The organism is Pseudodesulfovibrio mercurii (genome assembly GCF_000189295.2).
Lineage (GTDB): Bacteria > Desulfobacterota > Desulfovibrionia > Desulfovibrionales > Desulfovibrionaceae > Pseudodesulfovibrio > Pseudodesulfovibrio mercurii.
Window position 1 is genome coordinate 623,253 of record NC_016803.1, and the last position, 19,934, is coordinate 643,186.

The 19,934-nt window shown below is 65.5% G+C and carries 17 protein-coding genes; 7 read left to right on the forward strand and 10 right to left on the reverse strand.

The genetic code is table 11. The features are described from left to right. Positions 1-2 precede the first annotated feature (2 nt). Positions 3-2,237 (forward strand): GGDEF domain-containing protein, encoded by a 2,235-nt coding sequence (locus tag DND132_RS02915; protein ID WP_014321215.1) that lies wholly within the window; start codon positions 3-5, stop codon positions 2,235-2,237. A gap of 402 nt (positions 2,238-2,639) precedes the next feature. Here the strand turns inward: DND132_RS02915 and ettA are convergent, their stop codons facing one another. The 9 genes from ettA to DND132_RS02960 all read right to left on the reverse strand — a co-directional run bounded on the left by ettA (position 2,640) and on the right by DND132_RS02960 (position 13,838). Beyond that, positions 2,640-4,322, reverse strand: coding sequence for an energy-dependent translational throttle protein EttA (ettA, locus tag DND132_RS02920; RefSeq protein WP_014321216.1), 1,683 nt, complete (start codon positions 4,320-4,322; stop codon positions 2,640-2,642). 44 nt (positions 4,323-4,366) lie between these two features. After that, positions 4,367-5,197, reverse strand: coding sequence for a 2-oxoacid:ferredoxin oxidoreductase subunit beta (locus DND132_RS02925; RefSeq protein WP_014321217.1), 831 nt, complete (start codon positions 5,195-5,197; stop codon positions 4,367-4,369). A gap of 15 nt (positions 5,198-5,212) precedes the next feature. Beyond that, positions 5,213-6,898, reverse strand: a complete 1,686-nt coding sequence (locus DND132_RS02930) for a 2-oxoacid:acceptor oxidoreductase subunit alpha (protein WP_014321218.1) — start codon at positions 6,896-6,898, stop codon at positions 5,213-5,215. Positions 6,899-6,971: 73 nt separating this feature from the next. Beyond that, the gene (locus DND132_RS02935) at positions 6,972-7,478 is read right to left on the reverse strand and encodes a ferritin (RefSeq protein WP_014321219.1); all 507 of its coding nucleotides are present in this window, start codon (positions 7,476-7,478) and stop codon (positions 6,972-6,974) included. A gap of 183 nt (positions 7,479-7,661) precedes the next feature. Further along, positions 7,662-9,872, reverse strand: a complete 2,211-nt coding sequence (gene recD2, locus DND132_RS02940) for an SF1B family DNA helicase RecD2 (protein ID WP_014321220.1) — start codon at positions 9,870-9,872, stop codon at positions 7,662-7,664. A gap of 11 nt (positions 9,873-9,883) precedes the next feature. Then, entirely contained in the window at positions 9,884-10,489 is a 606-nt protein-coding gene (gene recR, locus DND132_RS02945; RefSeq protein ID WP_014321221.1) for a recombination mediator RecR, read from the reverse strand. A gap of 90 nt (positions 10,490-10,579) precedes the next feature. Further along, on the reverse strand, positions 10,580-10,891 hold the full coding sequence (locus DND132_RS02950; protein WP_014321222.1) for a YbaB/EbfC family nucleoid-associated protein: 312 nt from the start codon (positions 10,889-10,891) through the stop codon (positions 10,580-10,582). Between the two features lie 23 nt (positions 10,892-10,914). Then, positions 10,915-12,783 carry a DNA polymerase III subunit gamma/tau gene (gene dnaX, locus DND132_RS02955; RefSeq protein ID WP_014321223.1) on the reverse strand — a complete coding sequence of 623 codons (1,869 nt, stop codon included), beginning with the start codon at positions 12,781-12,783 and terminating at the stop codon, positions 10,915-10,917. 131 nt (positions 12,784-12,914) lie between these two features. Further along, complete coding sequence (locus DND132_RS02960; RefSeq protein WP_014321224.1) at positions 12,915-13,838, reverse strand: branched-chain amino acid transaminase; 924 nt, start codon at positions 13,836-13,838, stop codon at positions 12,915-12,917. 220 nt (positions 13,839-14,058) lie between these two features. Here DND132_RS02960 and DND132_RS02965 point away from each other — a divergent pair, with 220 nt between their 5' ends. The 6 genes from DND132_RS02965 to DND132_RS02990 all read left to right on the forward strand — a co-directional run bounded on the left by DND132_RS02965 (position 14,059) and on the right by DND132_RS02990 (position 19,388). Beyond that, a complete protein-coding gene (locus DND132_RS02965; protein WP_014321225.1) occupies positions 14,059-15,270 on the forward strand; it encodes an aminotransferase class I/II-fold pyridoxal phosphate-dependent enzyme in 1,212 nt (403 codons plus the stop codon). A gap of 2 nt (positions 15,271-15,272) precedes the next feature. After that, positions 15,273-16,571, forward strand: a complete 1,299-nt coding sequence (locus DND132_RS02970; protein WP_014321226.1) for a homoserine dehydrogenase — start codon at positions 15,273-15,275, stop codon at positions 16,569-16,571. 24 nt (positions 16,572-16,595) lie between these two features. Next, the gene (locus DND132_RS02975; protein ID WP_014321227.1) at positions 16,596-17,792 is read left to right on the forward strand and encodes a cofactor-independent phosphoglycerate mutase; all 1,197 of its coding nucleotides are present in this window, start codon (positions 16,596-16,598) and stop codon (positions 17,790-17,792) included. Next, the gene (locus DND132_RS02980; RefSeq protein ID WP_014321228.1) at positions 17,792-18,211 is read left to right on the forward strand and encodes an acyl-CoA thioesterase; all 420 of its coding nucleotides are present in this window, start codon (positions 17,792-17,794) and stop codon (positions 18,209-18,211) included. Before DND132_RS02975 ends, DND132_RS02980 begins: the two co-directional genes overlap by 1 nt. 81 nt (positions 18,212-18,292) lie before the next feature. Beyond that, positions 18,293-19,078: an amidohydrolase family protein gene (locus DND132_RS02985; protein WP_014321229.1), complete on the forward strand. Its 786-nt coding sequence runs from the start codon at positions 18,293-18,295 to the stop codon at positions 19,076-19,078. An 88-nt stretch (positions 19,079-19,166) separates the two neighbouring features. Beyond that, entirely contained in the window at positions 19,167-19,388 is a 222-nt protein-coding gene (locus tag DND132_RS02990; RefSeq protein WP_014321230.1) for a YgdI/YgdR family lipoprotein, read from the forward strand. A gap of 52 nt (positions 19,389-19,440) precedes the next feature. Here the strand turns inward: DND132_RS02990 and DND132_RS02995 are convergent, their stop codons facing one another. After that, complete coding sequence (locus tag DND132_RS02995; RefSeq protein ID WP_014321231.1) at positions 19,441-19,902, reverse strand: DsrE/DsrF/DrsH-like family protein; 462 nt, start codon at positions 19,900-19,902, stop codon at positions 19,441-19,443. Between the last annotated feature and the right edge of the window lie 32 nt (positions 19,903-19,934).

Genomic DNA, 19,934 nt, shown 5'->3' on the forward strand with positions numbered 1-19,934 from the left:
CGATGCACACGGTACTTCCAGCGGATATGCTGACCGGCCTGTCGGCCGGGAGCATGTTGCCCCGGACCCTCGTCCTGATCACCATCCGGGACTACGTCAAGCTCCGGGAAATGTACGGCCAGAGCTTCGTGGACCTGCTCGAAAAGGAGCTGCGCGACTCCCTGGCCGCCACCGCCGCCGGGAACAACGCGCGCCACGTCCGCGTCTCCCGGCCCGAGCCGGGCAAGGCCGCCTTCCTCGTGCCCCAGGACAACAACCCGGCGGACATCGCCTACGAATACAAGACCCAGGCCCAGAAGGACCTGGAGCCGACCATGCTCCGCCACACCGGGCTCGGCATCGACCTGGGCATGGGCTTCGCGCCCATGACCTGCCCGGACGACGAAAACCGCCGGGCGGAGGCCCTGGACCGGGCCCTGCAAACGGCCCGGCGCATGGAGAGCCGCCCCCTGGACATGAACGAGCTGTCCATCACCGGGCGGTTCAACACCATCCTGGTCCAGGGGTGGGTCTCGGCCCACTATCAGCCCATCCTCGACTTCCGCACGGACACCATCCTGGGCTGGGAGGCACTGGCGCGCGGGCCCGAGGGCTCGGCCTTCCGCTCACCGGTCATGCTCTTCCAGACCGCCGAGGGACTGGGCCGCCTGTTCGCCCTGGAAAAACTCTGCCGCGAGGCGGCCATCCGCAACGTGGGCGAGCTGCGCGACGGCCAGAAACTCTTCCTGAACATCCACCCCAAGACCATGGCGGACCCGGCCTTCTCCCCCGGCCAGACCCTGGAACTCATGGACAAGTACGGCCTGACCCCGGACAACGTGGTCTTCGAGATCACCGAGCAGCATTCGGTCCAGGACTTCGACCTGTTCTACCGCACCCTGGCCCACTACCGCAGCCAGGGGTTCCAGATCGCCGTGGACGACGCGGGCGCGGGCTACGCGGGCCTGACCCTCATCGCCGAGCTCCAGCCCGACTACATCAAGCTCGACAAGTCGCTCATCGACGACATCCACAAGGACCCGGTCAAGCGCGCCCTGGTCGAGACCACGGCCACCTTCGCGGACAAGATCGGCTCGCGGATCATCGGCGAGGGCATTGAGACCCGCGACCAGGCGGTCTGCCTCAAGGACATCGGCGTGCACTGCGGCCAGGGCTATTTCCTGGCCCGGCCCGCCGCGCCCAAGCCGGACGTCAACGAGGAATGCCGCCACCTCAAGACCGTGGGCGACATCGCCAACAACATCATCTGCTCCCCGCCCGTGGGCGACCTGGCCAAGGCCCCCCACGCCGTGGAGATGGACTGCCTGGTCTCCACGGCCCACGAGTTCTTCCGCAGGAACGACACTTTCACCAACATCGTGGTCGTGCGCGACAACGTGCCCAAGGGGCTGGTCATGGAGTACCACCTCAACCGCCAGCTCTCCTCCCAGTTCGGCATCGCCCTGTACCACAAGCGGTCCATCGACGCGATCATGGACAAAAGCCCGCTCATCGTGGACGTGGACATGCCCGTGGAACAGGCCGCGCGCACGGCCATGAAGCGCGAACACATCAAGGCCTACGACGACATCATCGTGACCAAAAAAGGACTGCTCTACGGCGTGGTCACGGTCCAGGACCTGCTTAACGTGCTGGCCAAGATACAGGTGGAGATGGCCAAGGGCACCAACCCCCTGACCGGCCTGCCCGGCAACGTGGCCATCGAACAGGAGGTGGAGTCGCGCATCAAGCAGAAACGCCCCTTCTCCATCATCTACGGGGACCTGGACCACTTCAAGGTCTACAACGACACCTACGGCTTCAAGAACGGCGACCGGATCATCAAGCTGGCCGCGGACATCATGTCATGGGCCACGCGCAAGCACGCCCCCAGCGACGCCCGCCTGTGCCACATCGGCGGCGACGACTTCGTGCTCATCACCCCGCCCGACGCCGTGCGCAGACTGTGCGCCTCCATCACCCGCTGTTTCGGACGCTTGGTCAGGAACTGCTACTGCCTCGAAGACCAGCAACGCGGCTGGATACAGGCCAAGGGTCGCGACGACAAGGAACGCAAATACCCCCTGGTGACCATCTCCCTCGGCGTCATCGAGATCGACGGCCCCTGCTCCCTCATGGAGATCGGCGAACGCGCCGCGCACATCAAGAAATACGCCAAGTCCATCCCCGGCAACTCCGTGGCCATCGACCGCCGCCCCGCCGTGGGCAAGGTCGAATCGGCTGCCGTCTGCAAATGATGTTTTGTTAAAGTGAGACTTAAAGGCCGCTGCGCGATCGTGGACGGATGATGCCTCCGGCGGCCAGGGCGCTGCCCAGGACCCGCTTAAGAACCTCTTGAAAGAGGTTCTTAAGAATCTCCAGAACTTTTTGGTTCCGCTTCGCGGCCTGCGAGGACGTAATTTCTTCTTTTTATGCCCCTTACTCTCGCTCCAGACGGAATTTCCCTTTCAAACCATCCCCCCGCTCCCCTCCCCGCGAAGCGGCGCCAAAAAGTTTAGGAGGGGAGAGGGGATGGAGGTCCGGGGGAAGGGGAGAGGGAAAGCCCTTTTCAAAGGGTTTCCCTCTCCCTTCCCCCGGCCGCCGGAGGCATCCACAACAAAAAAGGGCCGGTGCAACCGGCCCTTTTTCGTTGATGCAGCTTATCGCGTCAGTCTGCGGAATTTCAGGCGGTGGGGCTGGTCGGCGTCGGTGCCGAGGCGTTTTTTGCGGTCCGCGTCGTAGTCGGAGTAGTTGCCTTCGAGCATGACCACTTTGGAGTCGCCCTCGAAGGCGATGATGTGGGTGGCGATGCGGTCGAGGAACCAGCGGTCGTGGCTGATGACCAGGACGCAGCCCGCGAAGTTTTCCAGACCGTCTTCCAGGGCGCGCATGGTGTTGACGTCGAGGTCGTTGGTCGGTTCGTCGAGGAGCAGGACGTTGGCCCCGGACTTGAGCATCTGGGCCATGTGCACGCGGTTGCGTTCGCCGCCGGACAGGACGTCCACTTTTTTCTGCTGGTCGGCCCCGGCGAAGTTGAAGCGGGAGCAGTAGGCGCGGGCATTGACCTCGCGGTCGCCAAGCTTGATGAACTCCGCCCCGCCGCTGATTATCTCGTACACGGTTTTGCCGGGGATCAGGGAATCGCGGTTCTGGTCGGCGTAGGCGAGCTTGACCGTGGCCCCGAGGGTCAGGGTACCGGAATCGGGCTTTTCCTGGCCCACGATCATCTTGCACAGGGTGGACTTGCCCGCGCCGTTGGGGCCGATGATGCCGACGATGGCGTTGGGCGGCAGGATGAAGTTGACGTCATCCATGAGCAGCTTGTCGCCCATGGATTTGGTCACGTGCTCGGCCACGATGACCTGCTTGCCGAGGTGCGGTCCCGGCGGAATGTAGATCTGGAGGTCGTCGGCCAGCCGTTCGGCCTCGTGGGAGAGCATGGACTCGTAGGCGTTGATGCGCGCTTTGGACTTGGCGCGGCGGCCCTTGGGCGACATGCGGATCCACTCCAGTTCGCGTTCCAGGGTCTTCTGGCGGTCGGCCTCCTGCTTGCCCTCCTGGGCCAGGCGGTTCTGCTTCTGTTCGAGCCAGGAGGAGTAGTTGCCCTTCCAGGGGATACCCCGGCCCCGGTCGAGTTCGAGGATCCAGCCGGCCACGTTGTCCAGGAAGTAGCGGTCGTGGGTCACGGCGATGACCGTGCCCGGGAAGGAGGAGAGATACCGTTCCAGCCAGGCCACGGAGTCCGCGTCCAGGTGGTTGGTGGGCTCGTCCAGGAGCAGGATGTCCGGGGCCTGGAGCAGCAGGCGGCACAGGGCCACGCGGCGGCGCTCGCCGCCGGAGATGACCGACACCGGGGTGTCGGCGGGCGGGCAGCGCAGGGAGTCCATGGCCATGTCGAGCTTGGAGTCGATGTCCCAGGCGCCCTTGGCGTCCATGAGCTCCTGGACCTTGCCCTGGCGTTCGATCAGGGCGTCCATCTCCTCGGGCTCCATGGGCTCGGCGAACTTCTCGTTGATGGCGTTGTACTCGCGGACCACGTCCATGACCTCGGCCACGCCCTCCTCGACCACCTCGCGCACGGTGCGGGTCTCGTCCACCAGCGGCTCCTGCTCTAGGTAGCCGATGGTGTAGCCGTCCTTGACCTGGATTTCGCCCTCGAAGCGGTCGTCCACTCCGGCCAGGATCTTGAGCAGGGACGACTTGCCCGAGCCGTTCAGGCCGAGCACGCCGATCTTGGCGCCGTAGAAGTAGGACAGGGAGACGTTCTTGAGCACCTCCTTCTGTCCGTGACGCTTGGTCACCTTGTACATGGAGTAGATGATCTTTTCCGCTTCGTTGCTCATGTATGGAGAACCTCGTTGAAAGTGAATGTCGTGCAGCAGTGGCCCTAGGTATACGACTGCAACACCGCTTTCAAGTCGTTTTTGTCATAGGCGTGGTCGGCCAGCCGGTCGCCGTGGGCGAAGACCGGCTTGTCCGCGCGGTACAGGACGCCCAGGGGGATGCGCTCGCCGAACTCCTCGCTCAGGGCCATGGCCGACGCCCAGTCCGTGGGGTCGTGGTCTTCGAGGATGTAGGTCCGCTCCTTGTACCAGGCGTAGGTGTTGACCTTGTTGAAGGAGACGCAGGGCTGGAGGATGTCCACCAGGGAGAACCCCCTGTGGGCCATGGCCTCCTTGATGACCGCCACCAGGTGTTCGGGCTCGCCGGAGAAGGCCCTGGCCACGAAGCTCGCCTTCATGGCCACGGCCGTGGCCACGGGGTTGAAGCCGTCGGACCGGTTGCCTTCGGGCTGGGCCTTGGTCACGTGGCCGCGCGCCGAGGTCGGGCTGGCCTGGCCCTTGGTCAGGCCGTAGATCTGGTTGTCGTGGACGAGGACGGTCAGGTCCATGTTGCGCCTGACGGCGGCCAGAAAGTGGTTGCCGCCCTCGCCGTAGCTGCACCCGTCGCCCGAGGAGACGAGCACGCGCAGGCCCGGATTGGCCATCTTGATGCCTTGGGCCACGGGCAGGGACCGGCCGTGCAGGCCGTTGAACATGTTGCAGCGCAGGTAGTGCGGCAGCTTGGCCGCCTGGCCGATGCCCGAGGAGATGACGATGTCGCGGGGCGCGAGGTCCTGTTCGGCCAGGGCCTGCTTGAGGCACTTGAGGATGGAGAAGTTGCCGCAGCCGGGGCACCACGCGGTCTCGAATTCGCCGTATTCTTCGATGGAAACCATATGTCGCTCCCTGGTCTAGAGGATGTCGGAAAGGCCCTTGAGCACGTATTCCCAGGTCATGGCCCGGCCGTCGAAACGCAGGATGCGGTCCTTGACGGCGAAGCCGGTTTCCCGGGCGAGGAGCCCGGCGAACTGGGCCGTGGCGTTGCCCTCCACGGCGATGACCGTGCCCGCGCTTTCCAGGAAGTCCATGAACTGTTCCTCGCGCAGGGGGTAGACCTGCTTGAAGTGCAGCACGCCGAAGGTCTTGTTCGAGTCGATGCGCTCGCAGGCCTCGATGCAGGCGCCCAGGGTGGGCCCCCAGCAGACCAAAACCACGTCGGCCCCCTCCTCGCCGTAGTAGTCGGGGCCGATGACCTCCTCGAACAGGCCGGACTCCTTGCGCAGCCGCTTGGAGTTCATGGCCACGCGGATGGCCTTGTCCTCGGTGATGTGGGAGTTTTCCTCGTGCTCGTGGGAATCGGCCCGGACCAGGGCCTCGGTCACGCCGGGGATCAGGCGCGGCGAGATGCCGTCGTCGGTCAGGGCGTAGCGCTTGTACTCGCCGCCCTGCCAGGCGAGGAGCGGCCCGGCCACTTCGGGCAGGTCGTCCAGGTCGAAGGGCTCCACGTCGCGGAAGGAGTCGGCCAGGTACTGCTCGGACAGGATGAAGATCGGGGTCTGGTAGGTCTCGGCCAGGTCAAAGGCCCGGTGGGTCAGGTAGAAGCAGTCCTCGGGCGTGGCCGGGGCGAAGATGGCCCTGGGGAACTCGCCGTGCCCGGCGTGGAGCACCAGGTTGAGGTCCGCCTGTTCGGTGCGGGTGGGCAACCCCGTGGCCGGGCCGGGCCGCTGGACCACCACACAGACGATGGGGGTCTCGGACACGCCGGCCAGGCTGACGGCCTCCTCCATGAGGGCGAAGCCGCCGCCCGAGGTGGTCACCAGGGCGCGGGCACCGGCGTAGGACGCGCCGAGCGCCATGTTCATGGCCGCGATCTCGTCCTCGACCTGCTCGTATTGCAGCCCCAGCGGCGCGCCCTTGGCGATGAGGGTCATGGCCACGCCCGTGGACGGGGTCATGGGATAGAAGGACACGAAATTGCAGCCCGCGGCCAGGGCGCCCAGGCCGATGGCCTCGTTGCCGTTGAGCATCATCCGGCCACGGGTACCGGCCGGGGTCACGGCGCAGGTGAAATCGTGGTCCTGCTCCGCGACCCAGGCGTAAGCCCTGCGCAGGACCTCAAGGTTGGCCTCGACCACCTCGCCGCCCTTCCTGGCGAAGGTCTGGGACAGCAGCTCCTCAAGGATGGCGAGGTCCAGGTTCACGGCCCGGCCGAGCACGCCGAGCATGGCCGTGTTGTGGAACAGCGGCTTGGGCGCGAGGTCGGCGTAGGGGATGCGCAGTGCGTTCAGGCCCGTGGTGTCGAGGTCGGCCCCGGCCACGACCAGACCGCCCCGGTTCAGGGCGCCGAGGTGCTTGTCCAGGGTCTGGGCGTCGAGGGCGGCCAGGATGTCGATGGCCTCGGTCCCGCCGAGCAGTTCCTCCCCGCTGATGCGGACGGCGTAGGAATTGTGCCCGCCGCGCACCCTGGACATGTAGCGCTGGGTGACCACGAGGTGGTATCCGGCCCTGGTGACGGCCCTGGAGAGCAACTGGCCGATGGTCACGAGCCCCTGGCCCGCGGCGCCGCCGATGACGATGTTGATGCTTTTTCCCTGCATGCCTGCTCCGGGTTGCGGTAACAAAAAGGCCGGGAGAACGGCTTGCATTCTCCCGGCCGGTCGGTGTGGTCGGTTAGGCGTTGGTCGGCGGGGTGAAGACCCTGGTGCCGAGGTCGCGGTCGAGCATGAACAGCCCGCCGCCGTCGCCGACGAGCTTGAGCTTGCCCACGGCATCGCCGACGCTCTCCTCTTCCTCGACCTGCTCGGAGATGAACCACTGCAGGAAGATGCCCACGGCGTGGTTGCGCTCCTGCACGGCCAGGTCGGCGATCTTGTTGATGCGCGCGGTCACGCCCTTCTCGTGTTCCAGGGCGTCCTCGAAAGCGGCCAGGGGGGACTCCCAGTCATGCTGCGGGGCCTCGATGGTGCCGAGCTTGGCGTGGCCGCCCGCGTTGTTGATGTAGTTGAAGAAGCGCATGGCGTGGAACATCTCTTCCTGGTACTGGGCGTTCATCCAGGCGGCGAACCCGGACAGTCCCACATGGGTGAAATGGGAGGCCATGGAAAGATAGAGGTTGGCGGAATAGATTTCCCAGTTCATCTGATCGTTGAGCGCATCTTCCAATTTTTCGCTGAGCATGACTGAAGTCTCCTTGACTGTATTGTTTTTGTAGGTGCGGGCGGGGCGCGCCATCGCCCCTCGTCCCAGTGGGTGATAATAAGCATCACAAGCAAAAAGGCCAGAGCATGCTAGACCATTTTTTCGCTGTTTTTGCAAGTCGCCACGGTCTGCGACGGAACGGCGTCGCCCGGCCCCGCGCGGCTAGTAGAGGCGATTCTGGTCGAAGATGGCCCGCAGCCGGTAGGCGAGGTGCGTGTTGCGGTTGCCCGAGGTGGCGTTGGCCAGGCCGATGCGGAAGGCCCGATCCGAGCCGATGAGCACGGCCAGTTCGCGGGCGCGGGTCAGGCCGGTGTAGAGCAGGTTGCGCTGCAACAGCAGGAAATGCTGGGTGACGATGGGCATGACCACGGCCGGGTACTCGCTGCCCTGGGACTTGTGCACGGAGACCGCGTAGGCCAGGCCCAGTTCGTCCAGCTCCGAGGCCTCGAAGTGCACCAGGTTGCCGTCGAACTCGACCATCAGCTCCTGCTCCTCGGGATCGACCTCGGATATCCAGCCCAGGTCGCCGTTGAACACTTCTTTGTCGTAGTTGTTCTTGAGCTGGATGACCCGGTCCCCTTCCCGGAAGGTGGCGAACTTGCGCTTGAGCTCGCGCACGCCCGGACCCGGCGGGTTGAGGCGCGCCTGGAGGGCCGCGTTCAGGGCCTGGGTGCCGACCTCGCCCTTGTGCATGGGGGTGAGCACCTGAATGTCGCGCAACGGGTCCAGGCCGTAGCGCTCGGGGATGCGTTCGCAGACCGAGTCGAGGATGAGCCGCTGGACCTTGGCCGGGTCCTCCTGGGGAATCCAGTAGAAGTCCGCCTCGGGCGGCGGGCACGGGTGCTGGCGCGGAAACTTGCCCTCGTTGATCAGGTGGGCGTTGACCACGATGAAGCTCTCCTGGGCCTGGCGGAAGATGTGCGTCAGCACGGCGCAGGGCACGCGGCGGGACTCGATGAGGTCGCCCAGGACGTTGCCCGGCCCCACGCTGGGCAGCTGGTTCACGTCGCCCACCAGGATCAGGCGGCAGGTGTGCGGCAGGGCCCGCAGGATGGAGACGAAGAGCTGGGCGTCCACCATGGAGGCCTCGTCCACCACGAGCACGTCGGCCTTGAGCTTCTGGTCCTCGCAGTAGTGGAACCCGCCGTCGGGCTGGAACTGGAGCATGCGGTGCACGGTCTTGGCCGGGTGGCCGGTGGCCTCGGCCATGCGCTTGGCCGCCCTGCCCGTGGGCGCGGCCTGCTTGACCTTGAGCCCGAGCTCCTTGAGGGTCAGCAGGATCGCCTTGGTGATGGTCGTCTTGCCGGTGCCGGGCCCGCCGGTGATGATGAAGACCTTGTTGGAGCACGCCTCGAAGACCGCCTCGCGCTGCTCCTCGGACAGGGTGAAGCCGAGCTTGTCCTCCACCAGGGGCAGGGTCTTGTCGATCTTCTTGCGCGAGATGGGCGTGGGGTGGCTGATGAGCTGGTACAGCCGCTGGGTGGTCTCGTTCTCGTAGTGGAAGAAATACATGAGGTAGACCGCCTCGGAGATGCCCTGCTCGGACAGGTTCTCGATGCGGATGCGCTTCTTCTCCTCCAGGGCGTACAGGGCCAGCTCCAGCTTGTCGAAGTCCGTGGTGTCGAGCATGCGGGCCACGTCCTCCAGGAGTTTGGGCTTGGGCAGGAACAGGTGGCCGTTGCGCTCGCAGGAGGTCAGCAGGGTGTAGGCGATGGCCGCCTCGAACCGCTGGGCACTGTCCGGGGCGAAGCCGAGCTTCATGGCCATGTGGTCGGCGGTCTTGAAGCCCACGCCCCGAATCTCGTAGGCCAGGTCGTAGGGGTTCTCGCGCAGCTTGGCCTCGGCCTGGGCCCCGTAGAGATGGAATATCTTGCCCGCGAAGGTGGTCGGCACCTTGTGGGACTGGAGGAAGACCAGCAGGTTCTTGATCTCCCGCTGGCGGCCCCAGGACTCGATGATGTCCTTGAGCTTGTTCTTGGAGATGCCCTTGATGCGCAGGAGCTGTTCCGGATCCTCGTCCAGGACGTCCAGGACGCCCACGCCGAATTCCTCGACGATCAGGGCGGCGGTCTTCTCCCCCACCCCCTTGATGGACGACTGCAGGAAGCGCATGACCCCGTTCTCGGTGGCGGGCCGGGCCTCCTCGAAGGAAGCCACCTCGAACTGGCGGCCGAACTTGGGGTGGGTGATCCACCGGCCGCGCAGGTTCAGGCTCGCGCCCCCGGCCAGCTCGCCGAGGATGCCGACGATGGTGATCTGGCCCGGTTCGTCCTTGGTCCGGACGCGGACGATGGCGTAGCCGTTTTCCTTGTTGTGATAGATGACGCTGACGACTTCGGCGTCGTTCAGACTGGTCTGCTGCTCGTCGCTCATGGGGTTCCCGGTCACATCTTCTGGCGGTGGACCAGCGACTGCTTGAGGGTCTCCTTGTCCATGTACTTGACCTCGGCCCCCATGGGGATGCCCTGGGCCAGGCGGGTCACGGAGACCCCGGGGAACTCGGACTCCACCAGGTTCTTGACGTAGGAGGCCGTGGACTCGGCGTCCAGGGTGGCGCCCAAGGCCAGGATCAGCTCGGAGAAATCGCCCGAGGCCAGCCTGCGCCGCAGCCGCTCGATCTCGAGCTGGCCGGGGTCCACGCCGTCCAGGGGGGACAACAGCCCGCCGAGCACCAGATATTTTCCCCGGTAGACGCCCATCTCCTCCAGGGCCAGGAGGGCGTCCCATTCGGGCACCAGACAGAGCTGGCCGGTGTCGCGCGTCGCGTCGGCGCAGATGGCGCAGGGGCTGGACTCGGCCAGGCAGGCGCAGTCCTCGCACAGGCAGAGCCGCTCGCGCAGATCCAAGATGGACTGCCCCACCCCGGCGGCCCGCTCGCGGGGCATCTTGAGCAGGGTCAGGGCGATGCGCAGGGCGGATTTGGGGCCGATGCCGGGCAGGCTCGACAGTTGATCGACCACTTCCTTGAGCGGTCCGGGAAGGTTCTGCAATGGGGCTCCTTGAGGAAAAACGGTCGCCCGAAGGCGGTGCGGCGGCGCGGACGGACGTCCGGGCCGCGACACGCCGGGCAACGGACGGACTTAGAACATGCCGGGGATGGAAATGCCGCCGGTGACGCCCTTCATGGCCTCCTCCATCATCTCCTTGGACTTCTTGAGGGCCTCGTTGGCCGCGGTCATGACCAGGTCCTGAAGCATCTCCACGTCGCCGGACTCCATGACGGACGGCTCGATGCGCACCTCGGTGACCTCCTGGGCCCCGGTGACCTTGACGGTGACCATGCCGCCGCCGCTGGAGGCCTCGACCTCCTTGGTCTTCAGGGCGTCCTGGGCTTCGGTCATCTTGCGCTGCATGATCTGGGCCTGACGGAGCATTTCGTTCATGCCTTTCATTATATTCTCCTCGGATCGTGGGCTTACTGTTTTCTGTGACCGACGGAAAGCATCTGGGCGTTGAAGGCCTCCATGACCCTGATCACGCCGGGATGGTTTTCCGCCTCTTCCATGAGTTGCTTGTCCGATTTGGGCTCGGCAATATCGCCTGTTTCCACGCGAACCTCAACCATTGGACCGAAAAATTCCCTGGTCAGCCCGTCCAGGGCCGCCAGCGTGGATTTCTCCTTGAGCTGCGAACACATCGTCCGGGTCCTGCAGACGATCTTGAGTCCGTTCCGGTCGCGCACCCCTTCTGTCAGGTGGAGCATGGACACCTTGACCCCGGCCTCGCCGTTGCGCGCCTCCACGAACTTGAGAAACCCTTCCCAGTCGCGCGGACCGGGGATGGACGCGGCCTGGACAGGGTGCGCCGCGTGCTCGGACAGGGGCGTGGCGTCGGACGGGCCGACGGGCTCGGGTTCCGGCTCGGGCCGGGCCGGGGGCGCGGACTGCGCCCTGGGCGGCGCGAAGCCGGACCCGTGTGATTCCCGGGCCTCATGGTGCGTCGGCTGGGCCGAACGGACCGGCGGCGCGGCCTGATACGAAACCTGTTGCGGAGGTTGCGGCGCGGCCTGTTGCGTCGGCGCGAACTGCCTGCCGCCCGGCATGTTCCGGCCGGACGGCATGCCCTGCCCTCCTGCCTGCGTGCCCCGCCCGCCCTGCATGCCGGAACCGGACGCGGGACCCGACTGGCCCCCGCCCATGGGGGAACGGGGCGCGCCGCCGGTGCGCGGGCTCAAGGTCTCCAGGTTGATCAGGTCGGGCAGGCTGGTCAGGTTGAGCAGCAGCAGCTCCAGGGCCAGGGCCGGTTCCAGGCTGGTCATGACCTTGCGCTGGCCGTCCAGGGTCATCTGCCAGCAGGCGTGGATGTGCGCGGGCTCGAACTTGCCCGCCCAGTTCATCCAGCCCACGGCCTCCTCGCCGGACAGGCCGAGGAGCGGCAGGGCCGCCTCGCCCGCCTGGCGGAGCAGGAACATGTTCCGCCAGCAGCTGGTCAGCTCGCGCAGGAAGAAGCCGAGGTCGAGCCCCTGGTCCAGGACCTGCCGGAGCACGTGGCCCACGGCCACCAGGTCGCGGGCGTGCATGGATTCCATGAGCCCGAAGAAGACGTCCTGGCCCGCCAGACCGAGGAAGCCGCGCACGTCGGCCTCCCTGAGCACGTCCTCGCCCATGGCCAGGGCCTGGCCGAGCAGGGACATGGAGTCGCGCACCGAGCCCGCGCCGCGCTTGGCGATGATGGACAGCGCGCTGGGCTCGTACTTGAGCCCCTCGAGATTCATGATCTTTTCGAGATGGGCCACTAGTTCGGCCTGGGGCAGCATCTTGAAGGTATAGTGCTGGCAGCGGCTGATGATGGTCGCGGGAAACTTGTGGTGCTCGGTGGTGGCCATGATGAAGGTGGCGCGCGGCGGCGGCTCCTCCAGGGTCTTGAGCAGGGCGTTGAAGGCCTCCTTGGTGAGCATGTGCGCCTCGTCGATGATGAAGACCTTGTAGCGGCCGTCGATGGGCGCGTAGCCGATGTCCTCCTTGAGGCGGCGGGCGTCGTCGATGCCCCGGTTGGACGCGCCGTCGATCTCGATGACGTCCGGGGCCACGCCCGCGGTGATCTGGCGGCAGTGGTCGCAGACGTTGCACGGCTCGCCCGTTGGCGCGTTCACGCAGTTGAGCGCCTTGGCGAAGATGCGGGCGATGGTCGTCTTGCCCACGCCGCGGGTGCCGGAAAAAAGATAGGCGGGCGCGATCTTGTCCTGGGCCGCCGCCCTGGAAAGGATGGATTTGACCGCCTGCTGCCCCGCCACTTCCTCGAAGGTCTGGGGACGATACTTGGCCGTGAGATTCGCTGTGCTCATGGGTCTGCCCGTGGCTGTGGCGCGGAGGCCGCCTTTTCCCGGAAATACGAATAAAAAAAGGGGAAACCCGACATTCCGCGCCGGATTTCCCCCTACTTACCAGATGATGAACCGGTTTTCTAGACTTTCTATCAAGCCTGGTAGCGGTGCAGCCAGTGCTCGTAGTCGGGGTTTTCGCCCTTGACGATCTTGAAGAACTCGGCCTGGAGCAGCTTGGCCACCGGGCCCGCCTTGCCGTCGCCGATCTGGCGGCGGTCCACGGAGCTGATCGGGGTCAGTTCGGCCGCGGTGCCGGTGAAGAAGACCTCGTCGGCCACGTAGAGCATGTCGCGGGCGATGGGCTCCTCGCGGACCTCGTAGCCCAGGTCCCCGGCCAGGGAGATGATGGAGTCGCGGGTCAGGCCGCCGAGCACGCCGTCCAGGTGCGGGGTGTAGATGACGTCGTCGCGGACCAGGAAGATGTTCTCGCCGGTGCCCTCGGAAACGTGGCCCGTGGTGTCGAGCAGGATGGCCTCGTCGAAGCCGTCGGCAATGGCCTCGTTCTTGGCCAGAACGGAGTTGACGTAGTTGCCCGAGGCCTTGGCCTTGACCATCATGACGTTGACGTGATGGCGGCTGAAGCTGCTGCACCGGACGCTGATGCCCTTCTCCAGGGCGTCCTCGCCCAGGTAGGCGCCCCAAGGCCAGGCGGCGATGATGGCGCGCACCGGGTTGTCGCCGGGGTAGACGCCCATGGCGCCCTCGCCCACGAAGACCAGCGGCCGGACGTAGGCGCCGGGCAGCTTGTTGACCTTGAGGGTCTCGATGGCGGCCTCGGTCATCTCGTCGGCGGTGTAGGGCATCTTGATGCCCAGGATCTTGGTCGAATCGACCAGGCGGACCATGTGGTCCCTGAGACGGAAGACCTCGGACGAGCCGTCCGCGCACTCGTAGGCGCGGATGCCCTCGAAGACCGCCGTGGCATAGTGCAGGGCGTGGGTCAGGACGTGCACGTTGGCCTCGTCCCAGGGAACCTGTTTACCATCGAACCAGATGGTTTCGGACTTCTGAACCATGAAAGATCTCCTTATGTGTTTCGGCCTTCGGCCGGATATACTCCTGATCGAAAGATGGACGCTAAGAAAAACCGCCGGGGAGGTCAAGACACAACCGTCAATTCGTTGATTGCGCGTCTTTGCCCGACGGTCGATTTCGCCCATTTTTCATTTTGACAGTGCACACCGTGCAGAGTAAGAAAATTTCCTTGTACCAATACATTTTGAGGAGTTTTCCGCCATGTCAAAGTTTGCGAGAGTCGATCGACTGCCCCCCTATGTGTTCGCCCAGGTCAACGAACTCAAGATGAAGCTGCGCCACGCAGGCGCGGACATCATCGACCTGGGAATGGGCAACCCCGATGTGCCCACCCCCAAGCCCATTCTCGACAAGCTGGCAGAGGCGGCATACAAGCCCGGCAACTCCAAGTACTCGGCATCCAAGGGAATCAAGGGCCTGCGCAAGGCCGTTCAGGACTGGTACTACCGCCGCTTCGACGTGACGCTGGACCGCGACAGCGAGATCTGCGTGACCATGGGCGCCAAGGAAGGGCTGGCCCATCTGGCCCTGGCCATGCTCTCGCCCGGCGACGTGGTCCTGGCCCCGGACCCGGCCTACCCCATCCATCCCTACGCCTCGATCATCGCGGGCGCCGACGTGCGCCGCGTGCCCATCGGACCGGGCCAGGACTTCTTCGAGAACCTGGAGACGGCCATCCGGCACACCTGGCCCAAGCCCAAGCTCCTGATCATCAACTTCCCGCACAACCCGACCACCCAGTGCGTGGACCTGCCCTTCTTCCAGCGGATCATCGACTTCGCCAAGGAGAACGGGCTGTACGTCATCCACGACCTGGCCTACGCGGACTTCGTCTTCGACGGGTACGTGGCCCCGAGCCTGATGCAGGCCGACGGCGCCAAGGACGTGGCCGTGGAGTTCTTCTCCATGACCAAGAGCTATTCCATGGCCGGCATGCGCGTGGGCTACTGCGTGGGCAACCCGGACATGGTCAACGCCCTGACCCGCATCAAGAGCTATCTCGACTACGGCATCTACCAGCCCATCCAGATCGCGGCCGCCTGCGCCCTGAACGGCGACCTCGACGACTGTCCCAAGTTCACTCAGGAGGACATGGACAAGGCGGTCCGCGAGATCATGGCCGTGTACCAGGACCGCCGCGACGCCCTGTGCGAGGGCTTGAACCGCATCGGCTGGTGCGTGACCCCGCCCCAGGCGACCATGTTCCTGTGGGCCAAGATTCCCGACGAGTTCAAGCACATGGGCTCCGTGGAGTTCTCCAAGATGCTCCTGCAGGAGGCCGAAGTGGCGGTCTCGCCCGGTCTCGGCTTCGGCCAGTACGGCGACGACCACGTCCGCTTCAGCTTCGTGGAGAACCGTCACCGCACGAACCAGGCAGTGCGCAACCTGCGCAAATTCTTCGCAAAGGGGTAAGCATGGATGTGATCAGACTCGGCCTCGGAGGCTTCGGCACGGTGGGCTCCGGCCTGGCCCGGATCCTGGAGATGAACGCGGACCGCATCGAGAAGCGGCTCGGCAAGCGCGTGGAGATCGCCAAGGTCCTGGTCCGCGACCTGACCAAGAAGCGAGCCTTCGATCCCGGCCCGACCGTGACCTTCACCGACGCCCCGGACGACCTGGTCAACGATCCGTCCATCGACATCGTGGTCGAGCTCATGGGCGGCCTGGACACGGCCAAGGACCTCATGCTCAAGGCGTTCGCCGCGGGCAAGCACGTGGTCACGGCCAACAAGCACCTGCTCGCCGAGCACGGCCTGGAGCTGTTCCAGGCCGCGGCGGACAACGGCGTGGGTCTGCTCTTCGAGGCCAGCTGCGCCGGGGGCATCCCCATCGTCCAGACCCTCAAGGAGAGCCTGGCGGGCGACAAGATCGTCAAGCTCCTGGGGATCATGAACGGCACGGCCAACTACATTCTGTCCGAGATGACCACCAAGGGCGTGAACTTCGAGGCCGCCCTGGCCGATGCCCAGGACCTGGGCTACGCCGAGGCGGACCCGACCTTCGACATCGAGGGGTTCGACACGGCCCACAAGCTGTGCGTGCTCATCCGCATGGCCTACGGCGTGGACTACCCCCTGGCCGACCTGCCGGTGCAGGGCATCACCGGGGTGACGCCCATGGACATCGACTTCGCCAGGGAGTTCGGCTACCGCATCAAGCTCCTGGCCCATGTGGAGGACGTGCACGGCAAGCTCGAGGCGGGCGTGCACCCGGCCCTGGTGCCCTACACCTACCTGCTGGCGCGGGTGGGCGGCAACTACAACGCCGTGCGCCTGGAAGGCAACGCGGTGGGTCCGATCATGCTCCACGGCCAGGGCGCGGGCGACCTGCCCACGGGTTCCGCTGTGCTGGCGGACATCATGAACCTGGTGCGCAAGATCGGCGACGGCTGCGTGGGCCCGGACAACACCGGCTTCCACAACCAGCCGATCCCCAAGGCCAAAATCCTGCCGCCCGAGGAATCCGAGTCCAAGTACTACTTCCGCTTCACCGTGGCCGACCGGACCGGCGTCATGGCCGCCATCACCCGGTCCATGGCCGACCACAACGTATCCATCGCCCAGGCGGTGCAGAAAGGCGAGGCCGGGGCCCAGGGCATCCCCCTGGTGATCATCACCCACGAGACCTCGGCCCGCGACGCGGACGCGGTCCTGGCCGAGATCGACGCCATGGACTTCTCGGTGGAGCCCTGCGTCAAATTCCGAATCCTGTAAGACGGACCCATAGACGGACCTGACATGAAGCTTCTCTATCTCATTGCGGACGGCATGGGCGGCTGGCCCCTGGACGAACTGGACGGCAGGACCACCATGGAGGCCGCCGTCACGCCGAACATGGACGAGCTGGCCGCCACCGGCGCGGTGGGCCTGGCGCAGACCGTGCCCGAGGGCATGGCCCCCGGCTCGGACGTGGCCAACATGGCCCTGCTCGGCTTCGACCCGGCGACCTACCACACCGGACGCGGGCCCATCGAGGCGGCCGCCCAGGGGCTCTCCCTCGGGCCGGACGACCTGGTCTGGCGGCTCAACCTGGTCACTGTCTCCAAGCTGGCCATCGACGGGATCATGCGCGACTACTCCTCGGGGCACATCGCCTCCGAGGTCTCGCGCCCCCTGGTGGAGCGGCTCCAGGAAAAGCTCGGCAACGAGACCTACGCCTTTTATCCGGGCATCCAGTACCGCCACCTACTGGTCCAGCGAGACGGGGCCCTGACCGACGACGCGCGGCTGTTCATCAACCCGCCCCACGACATCACGGACAAGCCCATCAAGCAGGACCTGCGCGCCTTTTCCCGCAGCCCGCAGCTGTGGGACCTGCTCTTCGAGGCCCGCGACCTGCTGGCCGACCGGACCCTGAACCGCTCGGCGGCCAACTCCATCTGGCCGTGGGGCCAGGGCCGTCCCCTGAGCCTGCCCGACTTCAAGGCGACCAACGGCCTGGACGGCGCGGTCATCTCGGCCGTTGACCTGATCAAGGGGCTCGGCTTCGCCTCGAACATGGCCGTCATCGACGTGCCCGGGGCCACCGGCCTGCTCGACACCAACTACGAGGGCAAGGTGGCGGCGGCGCTCAAGTTCCTCGAAGACCACGACTTCGTCTTCGTGCACCTGGAAGGCCCGGACGAGTGCGGCCACGGCGGCAGCGCCAAGGACAAGGTGGAGGCCATCTCCCGGTTCGACGCCCGCATCGTGGCCCCCCTGCGCGCGGCCCTCAAGAACGTGGAGACCGCCTGGATCGTGACCTGCGACCACTTCACGCCCATCAGGGAAAAGACCCATACCTCGGACCCGGTACCCTTCCTCCTCAACGGACCCGGCTGCGCCCCGTCCGGGGTGGACGGCTTCAGCGAGAAGAACGCCGCGACCTCGGGCCTGAAGCTGGACCGGGGGCACGAGCTGCTGGCCCACGCCCTCAAGACCTTCGGGATACGATAATGGCCCCCAGAGCACCCTTTCCCGAACGCGACGGCTGGTACACCCACTTCGTCTCCTACGGCGAGACCGACGCCATGGCCGTGGTCTACCACGCCGAATACCTGCACCTGTTCGAACGGTCCCGCAGCCAGTTCATGCGTGACACAGGCATCAGCTACCGCGTGGCCGAGGAGCGCGGGATCATGCTGCCCGCGCGCCAGGCCCAGTGCCGCTACCGCACGCCCATCCGCTACGACGACCGCATCCACGTACGCTGCGGCATCTCCAAGTGGGGCCGCGCCTCGGTGGAGTTCGTCTACGAGGTCTGGAACGACGACAAGACCGTGCTCCACGCCACGGGCATGACCGAACACGCCTGCGTCAACCTCAAGGGCAGACCCGTGCCCATCCCGGACTGGCTCCGCGAACTGTTCCAGTAGCCCGAGCGCCCGCGAACCCCGCCCTGGAGGGGATTCATACAAGTGTTTGCATCTCCGCGGCCGTCCGGGTACAACACCGCCATGCGCATCGACATCCACACCCACGCCTTCCACAACAAGATCGCCGACAAGGCCGTCGGCCATCTGGTGGATCATTACGGCATCACCCCCGTGGGCACGGGCAAGGCCGACGACCTCATCGCCCGCCTCGATCGGGCGGGCCTGGACAAGGCCGTGGTCCTGGCGGCCGCCACCTCGCCTCGTCAGGTGGTCCCGGCCAACGACTGGGCCATCGAACTGAAGAAGACCGCGCCCCGGTTCATCCCCTTCGGCACCCTGCATCCCGGCTACGACCGCAACGCCGAGGAACTGGAGCGGCTGGCCGAGAACGGCATACGGGGACTCAAGTTCCACCCCGATTTCCAGGGGTTCCGCATGGACGACCCGGCCTTCTACGACCTCATGGAGCTGGTGGACGAGCGATTCATATGCATGTTCCACGTGGGCGACGACCTGCCCCCGGCGCTGAACCCCTCCTGCCCCATGAAGATGGCCGCCCTGCGCCGGGCCTTTCCCCGGCCGGTCATGATCGCGGCCCACATGGGCGGGCTCAAGCAGTGGGAATACGCCATGGAGCACCTGGCGGGCCTGGACGTGTACGTGGACTGTTCCAGCGTCATGGACTTCGTGGACGACGACCTGCTCAAGCGGCTGGTGGACGCCTTCACCCCGGACCGCATCCTGTTCGGCAGCGATTATCCCCTGTACGACGCGGGGGAGGAGATCCGGCGCATCACCGAGCGCCTCGGCCTGTCCGAGGAGCGCGTGGACGCCTTCCTGAACCGCGCGGGCAAACTTTTTGCGTAATTTCGACCGCGTTTTCCATTTTGGCGTTGATAAATCGCCCGATTTGGGGCTAGTCTGGCCCCATTATCGTAACAATGGGGAGTTTTCCATGTCCGCATTGCCCAAACTGCTCGCCGCCTGCCTCCTGACCGTGGTCCTGGCTGGCTGCATGACGACCAGCTACAAGATCACCACCACGGACGGGCAGATATACATTGCCCAGGACAATCCCGTCTACGACGTCTCCACAGACACCTACGCCTTCACCGACGAGAACGGCAAACAGGTGACCCTGGAAAAGCAGGAGATCAAGCTCATCAAGGAGCAGTAGCCCCCCCGACAGCGAAAAGCCCCGGCAGGACCGGGGCTTTTTCCTTGGCGCTCTAGGTGAACAGGCAGAGGTCGCACTGGCTCGCGTACTTGATGAACTCCTCGGCGGTCCAGACCTCGACCCCTTCCACGAAGTCCTCCTGCTTCAGCTTCATCATCGACATGGTCATGTGGCAGGCCACGAACTTGACCCCTTCCAGCTGGGCCATCTCGAACATTTCGGCCGCGTCCGGGATGTTGGCCTCGTTCATCCACTTCTTCATCATGCTCGTGGCCAGGTGCGGCATGCCCGGAATGGCGCCCATGGTGCCCTCGGGGTAGAACTTCAGCTTCTCGATGCCGCCGGGCCGGATCACGTCCATGCCCATGAAGGTGTAGAAAATGGTCGCGTCGTTGCCGAGCCGCCGCGAGTTGAGCGCCATGACCAGCGCGGGCATGGCCCCGTCCAGGGTTCCTCGGGAGGTGATGAAGGCGTGCTTCTGCTTTCCGCCTTCGTTCTTGGTTGCATCAGACATGACATCCTCCATATTGTTAATGATATGAACAA